12 protein-coding genes are annotated in these 12,879 nt (G+C 64.0%); 9 read left to right on the forward strand and 3 right to left on the reverse strand.

Features of this window, described 5'->3' with window-relative positions; genetic code table 11:
• Positions 1 to 168 precede the first annotated feature (168 nt).
• The 3 genes from hemE to rho all read left to right on the forward strand — a co-directional run bounded on the left by hemE (position 169) and on the right by rho (position 3,153).
• Complete coding sequence (gene hemE / locus BN69_RS10800; RefSeq protein ID WP_014891643.1) at positions 169 to 1,200, forward strand: uroporphyrinogen decarboxylase; 1,032 nt, start codon at positions 169 to 171, stop codon at positions 1,198 to 1,200.
• Positions 1,201 to 1,202: 2 nt separating this feature from the next.
• Complete coding sequence (hemJ, locus tag BN69_RS10805) at positions 1,203 to 1,622, forward strand: protoporphyrinogen oxidase HemJ (RefSeq protein ID WP_014891644.1); 420 nt, start codon at positions 1,203 to 1,205, stop codon at positions 1,620 to 1,622.
• A 265-nt stretch (positions 1,623 to 1,887) separates the two neighbouring features.
• Positions 1,888 to 3,153, forward strand: a complete 1,266-nt coding sequence (gene rho, locus BN69_RS10810) for a transcription termination factor Rho (protein ID WP_014891645.1) — start codon at positions 1,888 to 1,890, stop codon at positions 3,151 to 3,153.
• Positions 3,154 to 3,198: 45 nt separating this feature from the next.
• Here the strand turns inward: rho and BN69_RS10815 are convergent, their stop codons facing one another.
• Positions 3,199 to 3,960, reverse strand: a complete 762-nt coding sequence (locus BN69_RS10815; RefSeq protein WP_041927308.1) for a class I SAM-dependent methyltransferase — start codon at positions 3,958 to 3,960, stop codon at positions 3,199 to 3,201.
• Positions 3,961 to 4,464: 504 nt separating this feature from the next.
• Positions 4,465 to 4,998, reverse strand: a complete 534-nt coding sequence (locus tag BN69_RS10820) for a GNAT family N-acetyltransferase (RefSeq protein ID WP_014891648.1) — start codon at positions 4,996 to 4,998, stop codon at positions 4,465 to 4,467.
• Positions 4,999 to 5,057: 59 nt separating this feature from the next.
• On the opposite strand from BN69_RS10820, the gene BN69_RS10825 reads away from it, so the two are divergent.
• The 6 genes from BN69_RS10825 to BN69_RS10850 are packed head-to-tail and all read left to right on the forward strand — an operon-like array spanning position 5,058 to position 10,818.
• Positions 5,058 to 5,252 carry a hypothetical protein gene (locus BN69_RS10825; RefSeq protein WP_014891649.1) on the forward strand — a complete coding sequence of 65 codons (195 nt, stop codon included), beginning with the start codon at positions 5,058 to 5,060 and terminating at the stop codon, positions 5,250 to 5,252.
• Positions 5,249 to 6,547, forward strand: coding sequence for a tRNA uridine-5-carboxymethylaminomethyl(34) synthesis GTPase MnmE (gene mnmE, locus BN69_RS10830; RefSeq protein WP_014891650.1), 1,299 nt, complete (start codon positions 5,249 to 5,251; stop codon positions 6,545 to 6,547). Before BN69_RS10825 ends, mnmE begins: the two co-directional genes overlap by 4 nt.
• Before the next feature lie 27 nt (positions 6,548 to 6,574).
• A complete protein-coding gene (gene mnmG, locus BN69_RS10835; RefSeq protein WP_014891651.1) occupies positions 6,575 to 8,428 on the forward strand; it encodes a tRNA uridine-5-carboxymethylaminomethyl(34) synthesis enzyme MnmG in 1,854 nt (617 codons plus the stop codon).
• Positions 8,425 to 9,060 (forward strand): 16S rRNA (guanine(527)-N(7))-methyltransferase RsmG, encoded by a 636-nt coding sequence (locus tag BN69_RS10840; protein WP_014891652.1) that lies wholly within the window; start codon positions 8,425 to 8,427, stop codon positions 9,058 to 9,060. The genes mnmG and BN69_RS10840 overlap by 4 nt, the downstream gene beginning before the upstream one ends.
• Positions 9,057 to 9,869, forward strand: a complete 813-nt coding sequence (locus tag BN69_RS10845; protein ID WP_014891653.1) for a ParA family protein — start codon at positions 9,057 to 9,059, stop codon at positions 9,867 to 9,869. Before BN69_RS10840 ends, BN69_RS10845 begins: the two co-directional genes overlap by 4 nt.
• A gap of 55 nt (positions 9,870 to 9,924) precedes the next feature.
• Complete coding sequence (locus tag BN69_RS10850) at positions 9,925 to 10,818, forward strand: ParB/RepB/Spo0J family partition protein (RefSeq protein WP_014891654.1); 894 nt, start codon at positions 9,925 to 9,927, stop codon at positions 10,816 to 10,818.
• Between the two features lie 170 nt (positions 10,819 to 10,988).
• Here the strand turns inward: BN69_RS10850 and BN69_RS10855 are convergent, their stop codons facing one another.
• Positions 10,989 to 12,689, reverse strand: a complete 1,701-nt coding sequence (locus tag BN69_RS10855) for an OmpW family outer membrane protein (RefSeq protein WP_014891655.1) — start codon at positions 12,687 to 12,689, stop codon at positions 10,989 to 10,991.
• Between the last annotated feature and the right edge of the window lie 190 nt (positions 12,690 to 12,879).

Below are 12,879 nucleotides of genomic sequence, written 5' to 3' on the forward strand. Positions count from 1 at the left end.
CGGCGTGACCGGTTCTTCGCGGCTCGCCTGTGGGCGACTGGTTAATGAAAATTAACTTTCGTCCGCTGCGCGATACAACTGAAGAATCAATTCTTATTAAAATGAATTTTGTTTTAATGGCGTTTCGCGCTACCCCGCTTGTCGAGGACGACAGACGGAGCGAACGCGATGGCGGAAGAGAAGGCGCTTCTTTCGGTTCTACGCAGACAATCGCGAAGCGTTCCGCCGCTGTGGCTGATGCGTCAGGCGGGCCGTTACCTTCCCGAATATCGCGACGTGCGGGCGACGACGAAAAGCTTTCTCGATTTCTGCTATTCGCCGCGGAAGGCGGCGGACGTGACGCTGCAGCCGATCCGGCGCTTTCACTTCGACGCGGCGATTCTCTTCTCCGACATTCTTGTGGTGCCCGACGCCATGGGCCAACGGGTTTCCTTCGAGAGCGGCTCGGGTCCGCGGCTTGACCCGATTGAAACCCCGGAGCAGGCGCAGCGACTCGGCCCGTTCAGGATCGAGCATCTGTCGCCGGTGTTCGAGACGATCGATCTCGTCAAAACCGCGCTGCCGTCGGACGTGGCGTTCATCGGCTTTTGCGGGGCGCCGTTCACGGTCGTGAGCTATATGATCGCCGGGCAGGGCACGCCCGATCAGGCGCCGGCGCGTTTGTTCGCCTATCGTTATCCCGACGCTTTCGCACAGCTGATTGATCGCGTCGTTGAGGCGTCGATCGACTATCTTGCGCGGCAGATCGAGGCTGGCGTCGAAGTCGTGCAGATCTTCGACAGCTGGGCCGGCGTCTTGCCGGCGAACGAATTTCAGCGGTGGTCGGCGGCGCCGGTGCGGCGGATCGTTGAAGGCGTCAAAGCGCGCCATCCGCAAACGCCGGCGATCGCCTTCATACGCGGCGCCGATGCGCATCTGCCCAAGCTCACGCAGATGATCGGCGCCGATGCTTACGGGATCGATACGGCGCTCGATCCCGCATGGGCGGTTGCGCAAACCGAATCGAACGTGCCGCTGCAAGGCAATCTCGATCCTCTCGCGCTTGTCGCCGGCGGAGAAGCGCTCGACCGCGAAGTCGATTCAATTCTCGCCGCCTTCGAGGGCCGTCCGCATATCTTCAATCTTGGTCACGGCATCCTGCAGCAGACGCCGATCGAAAATGTCGAGCGGCTTGTCGCGCGCGTGAGGCGGGGGGCCTGACGATGTACGTTTGGATCAAGGCGCTGCATGTGATCGCCATCATCGCTTGGATGGCGGGGCTTCTCTATCTGCCGCGTCTCTTCGTCTACCATGCCGGCGCGGCCGCGGGGACGCTCTCAGAGACGTTCAAGATCATGGAGCGGCGGCTCTATCGCTACATCATGACGCCAGCGATGCTCGTCGCCTGGATGAGCGGAATCTATCTGGCGATCGAGGGCGGGGCGCTGACGTCAGGATGGTTTCATGCGAAAGCGACGCTCGTCGTGCTGCTGACCGCCGCGCATATTCACGACGGCGCGCTGATGCGCCGTTTCGCGGAAGACGCCAATGTTCATTCGCCGCGCTACTACCGCATCTTCAATGAACTGCCGACCCTGCTGATGATCGGCGTCGTTATTCTGGTGATCGTCAAGCCGTTTTGAGGTTCGGAGCGATTTCACGCGGCGCCTTCGCCTGGCTTCGCCAGCGGCGCGTCCCCGTTTGGCGCGTTAGGGCCGCTTTAACGGAACTCTTGATTCATGACTGGAAATTGTCTAAGTGAACCCTATCCCTCTGAGGCCCGTGTCTGCTTGTAGCGGCATCGCCGGATTTTTGCCGGCGCTCCGGTAAGGCCGCCTCCCCCGCCCCACCGCTTCTCTCCGGCTCGTTTCCATCTGCGCGCCGGCTAATACCCAAGGTTCCTCCTGAATGCGGGAAATTAAACTTTCGGACTTGAAGGCCAAGTCCGCCGCCGAACTCCTCGCTTTCGCCGAAGAGCACGAAGTCGAGAACGCATCGCTCCTGCGTAAGCAGGAGCTCCTCTTCGCGATTTTGAAACAATTCGCCAGTCGCGACGTCGAAATCGTCGGCGTCGGCGTCGTCGAAGTGCTGCAGGACGGCTTTGGCTTCCTGCGGTCGCCCGACGCGAATTATCTCGCCGGTCCCGACGACATTTACGTCTCGCCCTCGCAGATCCGAAAGTTCGGCCTGCGCACCGGCGACACGGTCGAGGGCATGATCCGCAGCCCGAAAGAGGGCGAACGCTATTTCGCGCTGTTGAAAGTCAACAGCATCAATTTCGAAGATCCCGAGAAGGTGCGCCACAAGGTGCCCTTCGACAATCTGACGCCGCTCTATCCCGACGAGCGCCTCAAGCTCGAGATCGAAGACCCGACCCGCAAGGATCTCTCGTCGCGCATCATCGATCTCGTCGCGCCGATCGGCAAAGGGCAGCGCGCGCTGGTCGTGGCGCCGCCGCGCACCGGCAAGACCGTGCTCCTGCAGAATATCGCGCAGTCGATCACGACCAATCATCCCGAGTGCTATCTCATCGTGCTGCTCATCGACGAGCGGCCTGAGGAAGTCACCGACATGCAGCGTTCGGTGAAGGGCGAGGTCGTCTCCTCGACCTTCGACGAGCCGGCGGTGCGCCACGTGCAGGTCGCGGAAATGGTGATCGAGAAGGCGAAGCGTCTCGTCGAACACGGCCGCGACGTGGTGATCCTGCTCGATTCGATCACGCGGCTCGGGCGCGCCTACAACACCGTCGTGCCGTCGTCCGGCAAGGTGCTGACCGGCGGCGTCGACGCCAATGCGCTGCAGCGGCCGAAGCGCTTCTTCGGCGCGGCGCGCAATATCGAGGAAGGCGGCTCGCTGACGATCATCGCGACGGCCTTGATCGACACCGGCTCGCGCATGGACGAAGTCATCTTCGAAGAGTTCAAGGGCACCGGCAACAGCGAGATCATTCTCGACCGCAAGGTTTCCGACAAGCGGATTTTCCCGGCGCTGGACATCACCCGTTCCGGCACCCGCAAGGAAGAACTGCTCGTCGCGCCCGACATCCTCAAGAAGATGTATGTGCTGCGCCGTATCCTCAATCCGATGGGCACGGTCGACGCGATCGAATTTTTGCTCGGCAAGCTGCGCGAGACGAAAAACAATCAGGGCTTCTTCGATTCGATGAATACGTAAGAACAGCCGCTGAGCATCCAGGCGAAGCCGGTCGCCGGACCGCTGTTATGTCCTGTCTCGCACGAATATCTCGGCGCGCGCTTCGACGATTTCATTGAGCAATCCGTCCCGTGCGAATGGCGCCAAGGCGTCGAGCACGGCCGCTCGCATTTGCTCGACCCGAACGCCGAGCCGCTCTTTCGACGAGGACGATCTCGACAATACGCGCTCGACCAGCAGCTCCATAGGAGTGATCTGTTCCGTTTCCGAAATAATGGCTCGGCTGCGGCGGAAGCGGGCGCCGCTAAAAAATGCGCAAGGATCGTGCTGATAGCGTTCCGCGCCCGCCGTCTCGGTCCAGCGCCGGCGCGCCTTGTCATAGGCCGATAGCCAGGGATTGCGGCCGTCGTCGACGCTGGCGGCTCGGCAGATGAGAATACGGCCCTCAGGCGCGACGACGCGTTCCAGCTCCGCGCGCGTCGGATCGGGCTTCATCCAATGCAGCGCGCGCCCGATGGTCACAATATCAAAGGTTCCGGCGGCGAGCGGCAAGGCTTCCGCCCGACCGCGGATGAGGCGCAGTCTGACCCCTTCGCGTCTTGCGGCTGCGCGGGCGGCCTCGATCATCATGGGCTCGGGGTCGACGCCGATGATTTCGCCGACGAAAGGCGCGAAGCCAATCGCCAGCAGCCCCGGACCGGCGCCAAGATCGAGGAGACGATCGTTGCCGGCGAGGCCGAGGCTGCGCGCGGCCGTTTCGAAAAAAGTCGCGCCGTAAGGCTCTCGCGCGCCCTCATAGAATGGAATTGTTGAAGCGAACCGTCCCACCGGATTTATCCTCCGCCATCGGGAAGTATGGCGTTCGCGTCGGATCGACAGCGCCGGTGCCGCGCCTTTCGAAACCTTCATAAAATGACCGCAAAAAAGCGCGCGCCTTTATGAAATCCGCAGTCGTTCCCGAGAGAGCCAATGGATCGTCGCCCGATGAAAATTCTGGCCGCTGTTTTGTGGTTCTTCTCCGAGGTCGTCGCGGCGCGCGCCTTGGACGGGCCGAGTCAAACGCAGCCCGCGGGGGGAGGGGGCGCAAGACGCCTCGCCCTTGCCCTCGTCGAGCGCTGTCGAAAAGGAAAACAGCTCGCCTGACCCCGCGATTAAGCCGACAGCCAATCTTGATCCCGGCCCACTTCGCCAGGTCCTTATCATGCGGGCGTCGTCTACCCGTCAAACGGAAATGCGGTCACGAATAATTCTCGCGGGGGCGTCAGCCTTCAGCTTCCGTTTTAGAGCTCGCCATCAAAAGGACCGTCGTCACGACGCGGGATAGAAGCAAGTCTATTCTTTGCTCGGCCTGTTTAGATCGTTCAAACGAAGCGCCATCAGCGTTTCGTCGAGATAATCGCCGTCGCCGTTTTTGGCTGAGCGCTCCTCGACGCCATAGGCGCGAAATCCCCATCGTTCATAGAAGCGCAGCGCGCGAAAATTCGTCGAGACGACGGTGAGCGTCACGATCTCGACCCCGCCGCGCGCCGCCTCGATCAGTCTTTTCATGATGTCGTCGGCGGCGCCGGACCCGCGCGCGGCGGCCTTCACATACATGCCGTAGAGCAGCGCCTTGTGGCGGGTCTTCACGCCGTCGCCCCATGCGAGTCCGCCGACGCCGATCAATTGTGAATCGCTTGCGTCAAAGGCGCCGATCACGAAGTCGCGTTCAAGGCGCGCGGCGACCGGGTCGCGGGCGACATGCGCTTCATCTTCCGGCGCGTAGTGAAAGGCGCGGGGCTCCCGTGTAAAGCTCTCAAGTCGCAACGCTTGAAAGCGGTCGGCGTCCGAGCCGTTGAGCCGGCGACATAGTGCTCGCGTTCGCATATGTCTTTGTGCCGGAGCGGCCTTGCGAACGCCAGCGGCGAAGGAAATAAGCGGCGCGCATGTTCAAGGATTTCGCCAATGTGTGGACGATGCTCGGCGTTGCGCGCGATCTGAAGCCCGCCGGCGGCGCGTCCTGCGCGTTCATGGACCGCGGCCTGCGTTTTGTGCGCTGCAGCATTTTTTGTTCCGACGCGTTGAACGCCGGCAGGCGGTCGGGGATCATCATTGCAGTCCCAGAGGCCGCCGGCCAATGACGGCGCAGGACACGATTTTCGCGCTCGGCACAGGGGCCGGGAGGGCCGCCATCGCCGTGATCCGGATATCGGGGCCGGGGACGGGGGAGGCGCTTACGGCGCTCGCCGGCAAGCGCCTAGAGCCGCGTCAGGCGAGTTTTGCGGTGCTGCGCGATCCCCAGACCGGGGAAATGCTCGATCGGGGGATCGCGCTGTTCTTTCCTGGTCCCGCGTCCTCGACGGGCGAAGACTACGGCGAGCTGCAGCTGCATGGGGGCCGCGCGATCGTCGAGGGCGCGCTCGCCGCTTTGCATCGGCGCCCCGGCCTGCGGCCCGCCGAACCCGGCGAATTCGCCCGCCGCAGCTTCGCCAATGGCAAGCTCGATCTCTCTCAAGCGGAGGCGCTCGCCGATCTCATCGATGCGCAGACAGAGGCGCAGCGGCGGCAGGCGCTGCGCGTCGCCGGCGGCGCGCTGCGGCGCAAAGTCGAGGGCTGGCGGGCGGCCTTGGTGGAGTCGCTGGCCGTGGTTGAGGCCGAACTTGACTTCAGCGACGAAGCGGATGTCGGCGCGTTTTCGCCGGCGCGGCTCAGCGCGCTGCTTTCGCCGCTCGCGGAGGACATGCGCGCCGCGCTGCGGCTCGCGCCGGCGTCGGAGCGCATGCGCGACGGGTTCGTCGTCATGATTCTCGGTCGGCCCAATGCCGGCAAGTCGACGCTGATCAATGCGCTGACGCGGCGCGATCTGGCGATCGTCTCGCCGATTCCCGGCACCACGCGCGACATGATCGAAGCGCATCTCGAGATTGGCGGATTGCCGGTGACGTTGATCGACACGGCAGGTCTGCGCGAGGCGGCCGACGCAATCGAGCGGATCGGCGTCGATCGGACTCTCGCGCGGGTCGAAACCGCCGATCTGGCGCTGTGGCTGTCGGATTCTGCGGAGGCGCCGCCGGGCAGTGATATTGAAACGATCCGCGTCGCGACCAAAATCGATCTGACGCCGGCGGCTGAAGGCGCGATCGGCGTTTGCGCCTTGAGCGGCGAGGGGCTTGAGACGCTGGCGGCGGCGATTGCCGCGCGCGCCCGGGCGCGGCTGGGCGACGGCGCGACGGCGCTGATCGTGCGAGACCGGCATCGGCACGCTCTGGAGCAAGCCGTTGAAAGCATTGGCGCTGTTCTGGCGGGCGGCCAAGCGCTCGAACTTCAGGCCGAGGAGCTCCGCCGCGCCAGCGTCGCGCTCGGCCGGATTGTCGGCGCGGTCGACGTCGAGGAAATCCTCGACGCGGTTTTCTCGCGTTTTTGTATTGGCAAATGATATGTTTCACGTGAAACAGGCCAGGCCATGAATTCCGGGATGAAGCAATTCGATGTCATTGTAATCGGCGGCGGCCACGCCGGCTGCGAGGCGGCGGCGGCGGCGGCGCGCCTTGGCGCGCGCACGGCGCTCGTGACCCAGAGCCGCGCAAGAATCGGCGAAATGTCCTGCAATCCGGCGATCGGCGGGCTCGGCAAGGGCCAGCTGGTGCGGGAGATCGACGCGCTCGACGGGTTGATGGGGCTCGTCGCCGACGCCGCCGGCATTCAGTTCCGCGTGCTCAACCGCTCCAAGGGGCCGGCGGTGCGCGGTCCGCGCGCCCAGGCCGACCGCAAGCTCTATCGCGCGGCGATGCAGGCGGCGCTGGCCGAAACTGAAAATCTGACGATCGTTGAAGCCTGCGTCGAAGATCTGCTGGTCGAGCGCGGCGCCATTCGCGGGGTCGTCACGCCTGACGGCGCGCTTCGGGCGACGAGCGTGGTCATCGCCACCGGCACATTCCTGGGCGGCGTCATTCATATCGGCGATGAGCGCACGCCCGCGGGACGGATGGGCGACGCGCCGTCCAACGGCTTGAGCCGCCGGTTGCGGGACGTCGGCTTTGCGGTCGCTCGGCTCAAGACCGGCACGCCGCCGCGGCTCGACGGGCGAACGATCCGCTGGGGGGCGCTCGAAGCGCAATGGGGCGACCCCACGCCCGAGCCCTTCTCCTATCTCACGACGGCGATCGCGAACCGCCAGATCGCCTGCGGCGTCACCCGCACGACGCCGGCCGCGCATCGGATCATTCTCGACGATCTGCATCGCTCGCCAATGCGCACAGGGGCCATCTCGGGCCCCGGACCGCGCTATTGCCCCTCGATCGAGGACAAGGTGACGCGTTTCGCCGACCGCGACGCCCATCAGATCTTTCTGGAGCCCGAAGGGCTCGACGACGACACAGTCTATCCGAACGGCGTCTCGACCTCGCTGCCGCTGGCGACCCAGCAGGCCTTCATCAACGCCATTCCTGGGCTTGAGGAGACCCGCATTCTGCGGCCGGGCTATGCGATCGAATATGACTATGTCGATCCGCGCGAACTTTCGGCGACCCTCGAAACCAAGCGTTTTCGCGGACTTTTCTTCGCCGGGCAGATCAATGGCACCACCGGTTATGAAGAGGCCGCCGCGCAGGGGCTTCTCGCCGGGATCAATGCGGCCCGCCACGCCGCGGCTGCGGGCGCAATCATCTTCGATCGGGCGGAAGCCTATCTCGGCGTCATGGTCGACGATCTCGTCACCCGGGGGGTCAGCGAGCCCTATCGCATGTTCACCTCGCGCGCCGAATATCGTCTGTCGCTGCGCGCCGACAACGCCGACGAGCGCCTGACGGCGCGCGGAATCGAGATCGGCTGCGTCGGCCCTGCTCGGGCGTCGCACTACACAGCGCGCGCGGCCCGCCTCGAAGCTGCGCGCGCCCTGGTGCAGACGCGCGAATTGACCTCGGCCGCGGCGCGCCGGCACGGTCTGCCGGTCAACCAGGACGGGCTGCGCCGCAGCGCCTATGCGCTGCTGGCCTTTCCGGACATCACGTTCGATCGCCTGGCGTCGATCTGGCCAGAATTCAGCGGAATTGACCTGCAAACCGCCGAGCGGCTGGAGACCGAGGCGCGCTACGCCGTCTATCTCGACCGCCAACAGGCCGATATTGACGCGTATCGACGCGACGAGCGCCTGGCGCTGCCGGAGGGGCTGGATTATGCGGCGATCGCCGGGCTCTCGGCGGAACTGCGTGGGAAGCTGAGCTATCTGCGGCCGCGCACGATCGGCCAAGCTCAGCGGATCGATGGCATGACGCCTTCGGCGTTGACGCTGCTGGCGGCGCGGGCGCGCCGCGCGTGAGAGACGGATCTTGCCGGAAAGAGGCGCTCGGACTCTTCCCGGAACTCGAATCGATCGAAGCGGAGCTTGAGGTCTACGAGTCTCTGCTGCGTCGCTGGCAGGCGAAGATCAATCTGGTCTCCGCGGCGACGCTCGACGAGATTTGGCTGCGGCACTTCGCCGATTCGGCGCAGGTTCACGCCGTCGCGCCTCAGATCCGATGTTGGGCGGACATGGGCACCGGCGCGGGCTTTCCCGGGCTGGTGACGGCGCTCTTATTGAAGTCGACGCCGCAAGCGGTCGTGCACCTGATCGAAAGCGATCAGCGCAAGGCTGGATTCCTTCGTGCTGTTTCACGTGAAACAGGAGCGCCGGCGATCATTCATGCCGAGCGGATCGAAAGCGTTTTGCCGAATATCGCCGCCGACGTCGGCGGCGTCAGCGCGCGCGCTCTCGCGCCGCTCTCGCGTCTCGTGCAGCTTGCCGAAGCGCCGCTAAAAAAAGGCGCCATTGGCGTGTTTTTAAAGGGGGAAGAATGGCGAGACGAATTGACCGCGGTCGAGGCGCTCGGTAGCTTGAGCTGCGAATCGGCGGACAGCCGCACCCGTAAGGGCGCGCGCGTCGTCGTCGTCAAGCACAAGGCTTCCCAGTGACCGCTTCCGCTTCGCCGCGCATTTTTGTGCTGGCCAATCAAAAGGGCGGCGTGGGCAAGACGACCACCGCCATCAATCTCGGCACCGCGCTCGCGGCGGTCGGCGAGGAAGTTCTCGTCATCGATCTCGATCCGCAGGGCAATGCGTCGACGGGCCTCGGCGTCGACCGTCAGCATCGAACGATTTCGACCTATGACGTGCTGCTCGGCGAGTCGAGCCTCGCCGACGCGATCATCGCCACGGCGGTGCCACGGCTCTCGATCGCGCCGTCGACTCTGGATTTGCTTGGCGTCGAGCTCGAGATCGCCAACGACAAGGATCGCGCCTACAGGCTGAAGCGCGCCTTCGCCGAACTGGCGGCCGATCATGATGATGAGCGGCGCTACAGCTATATTCTGATCGACTGCCCGCCGTCGCTAAATCTATTGACAATCAATGCGTTAGCCAGCAGCGACGCCGTCGTCGTGCCGCTGCAGTGCGAATTCTTCGCGCTGGAAGGCCTCTCACAGCTCCTCTCGACCGTCGAACAGGTTCGACAGACTCTTAACCATAAATTGTCCATCCACGGCGTCGTTCTGACGATGTACGACCCCCGCAACAATCTCGCCAATCAGGTCGTCGCCGACGTGCGTCGTTTCATGGGCGAGAAGGTCTATCAAACGATGATCCCGCGCAACGTCAGGGTCTCGGAGGCCCCGTCACATGGCAAGCCGGTGCTGCTCTATGATCTCAAATGCTCGGGCAGCCAAGCCTATCTGAAGCTCGCCTCGGAAGTGATTCAGCGTGAGAAGCGGTTGCGCGCAGCCTAAAGAGCCGGACAGCCCAAAGCCGAGCGGCGCAAGAGCCAAGAAGGAGCCTTACAAGATGGCGGATGAATCGCGGCGCCGGCTGGGCCGGGGATTGGCGGCGCTTCTCGGCGACGCCGCCGCCGAGGCCGCCCCGACCGAGCGGCCGCGCGGCCCGCGAAAGGCGCCGATCGAGTTTTTGCGCCCCAATCCGCGCAATCCGCGCATTTCTTTTCGCGAAGAGGATCTGGCCGAACTGACCGCATCGATTCGCGAGAAGGGCGTGATCCAGCCCATCATCGTGCGCGTCATCGTCGGCGTCGCCGACGCCTATGAAATCATCGCGGGCGAGCGGCGCTGGCGCGCGGCGCAGATGGCGGGGCTCTCGGACGTGCCGGTCGTCATTCACGAGGCGAACGACAAGGAAGCGCTCGAACTCGCGATCATCGAGAATGTGCAGCGCGCCGACCTCAACGCCGTCGAGGAGGCGAAGGGCTATGAAAGGCTCGGCGCCGAGTTCGGATATTCCCACGCCGACATTGCGAAAATCATCGGCAAGAGCCGGTCTCACATCGCCAACACCATTCGCCTGCTCAATTTGCCGGAGGAGGCGAAAAAGCTGGTGGCCGAGGGCGCGATTTCGGCCGGTCACGCGCGCGCGCTGCTCGCCGTCGCCGATCCGGCGGCGGTGGCGCGGCGCATCGTCGAAAAGGGACTGACGGTTCGCGACGTCGAGCGATTGGCGAAGGATCACGCCGAGGAGGCCGGCCTGTCGAGACGTTCGCCGCGTTCCGCCAAGGCTTTCGCTAAGGGTTCCGCCAAAGACGCCGACGCGCGGGCGATCGAAAAGACCTTGAGCGACGCCCTCGGGATGCGTGTCGAACTTCGCGCCGAGGATGAAAGAGGCGAGCTTCGGATACGCTATGAATCATTGGAGCAGCTTGATTCGATTTGTGAGCTGCTGACCAAATAGATTTCCGCTTGAATACGGATTCTGCGTCAAATTGCGTCGGGTGCCAGAGCCAGATGGATGGCCGGCGTCCTCTTCAGCGACGCCCTGGCAAATAAAAACCCCCGGCGTGAGCCGGGGGTTTTTGTAATCTGAAACCGACCCGCAGGGGCCGGTTTCATGTGACCGCTCATTTAGAACAGCGGCGAGAGGAGGCTGCCGCCGAAGCGATAGGTCAGACCCGCGGAGATGACGATCGGATTGATCGGCAGCGACACCTTGACCGGGATGAAGATGGCTCCCGCTGCAGGCGCCTGGGGGGCGAAGGAGATGACGGTGGAGTGCACCATCGGATGCAGCCCGATATATTTGACGTCGAGGTTCAGGCCCCAATGGTCGTTGAGCATGTAGTCGAAGCCAGCCTGTCCGACCACGCCCCAGGACGGGGCGACCGTGGCGTATTGGAACGTGCTGAGCACGGCCGGAACGCCGAGTGTGGAAAGGAAGGAGCCAGGCGCCATCGGGATGCCCCAAACGTCGTTGTTGACGCGGGTGTTCCAGAAGGTGGTGAAGTTCACGCCGACGCCAAGATAGGGCTGGAACGCGCCGAAATTGGTGACGTGATACTGCAGCATGACCGACGGCGGGAACAGCCAGGCGCGGGCGAAGTCGCTGGCGATCGTGCCGGTGCCCTGGATGTGATGCGGCGCGACGCAGCAGATCGCTTCGATCGCCCAGTTCTTGTTGAGATAATAGGCGACGTCAAGCATCGGGATGATCGCCGTCGAGGTGTTGGTGCTCGCGCCGGCGATCACGCCATTCGCGCCGGTCAGGCCCGAGCGCACGCCAATGGACCCCAAGCCGGCCGCAAGAGTTCCGGCGCCCGAGTCATACACCGTGCCATGTCCGTCCAGCGGAATGACGCCGGCGACCTTCAGGCGGACCTGAAACGGCTGATAGCTGTCGACGAAGGCCGGCGGGGGTCCCTTGACGGACGGAAGAGCGCCGCTCGTGCTCGAAGGCGCCACAACCGCGAAGGGGTCGAAGTGCCAGTTGATGCCCGCGCGAACCGTGTGAAAGCGGGTCGGCGAGTTCTGCGTCGCTGCGAACAGCGGCGTCGTGACGCCGATGAGCGCCGGAGTGCCGCCATTGAGCGGGACCGAATTCGCGCGCGTCGAGCCGAGATCGACATAGAGATATTCGGCCTTGAGCGACCATGACGGGAACATAGAAGGCGACCATTCGAGACCGCCGCCCGCCGCCCAGCCTACGCGGGTGTTGTCGTAATAGCCATGGCCGAGCGAAGAGACTGTGGTGCCGATGAAATTATCGGCGAAGCCGGCATTTTGGACGACCTGGCCATAGGCGAAGCCGCCCGTGCCGTAAACCATCAGATTGGGCATGGATGGCAGCGTGAAGCCGACCCGGCCGCGCACCGTGCCGAACCAATCGACCTTCTTCGCCGAGTTTACTGACTGGATGTGAGGTCCGAGGGCGTCGGCGATTCCCACCACGGCGTTGCCGTGGGATCCAATATCGGCGGCCTGGATGTCCGCCTCGGCGCCAAGGACGAGCCAGGGGTTGAACTGATAATTGTAGCCGAGCTGTCCGCCGCCCACGACGCCTTGCAGATTCTGTCCGGTGGTCCAGGCCGAGCCTAAGGGCGCGGCCGGAGCGAAGACGCCCCCGTTAAGATAGCCGAGACCGCCGGTTTCCTGAGAGCTGGCGCCGAAGGCATACCCGATGTTGACGCCCCCGTAGAGACCCGTCCAGGTGAAGGCCGGCGGAAGCGGCGGCGGCGGAGCCTTATGGCTGGGGAGGTCGGCGGCCTGGGCGGCGGCGCCCACGCTCCCGACCAAAAGAGCGGCCAGCGCGCCGCGAACATAATTCTTCATCGGAACCCCCGGATTGATCTGCGGTAGACGGTCGACGACGAAGGCGCCGAAGTCCCTTTCACGTTGCTATAAAATTTTTGTAATGCAACTCAGTCTGATGCAAAATTAGGCTGTGGCGTGCTCATTCTTGGCCGCTGTGGCTCTCGGGCAACATTCCCTTGAGATTCATGTGGGATAGCAAACATCGCTT

Origin of the sequence: Methylocystis sp. SC2, from assembly GCF_000304315.1 — a bacterium.
Classification (GTDB): Bacteria; Pseudomonadota; Alphaproteobacteria; order Rhizobiales; family Beijerinckiaceae; genus Methylocystis.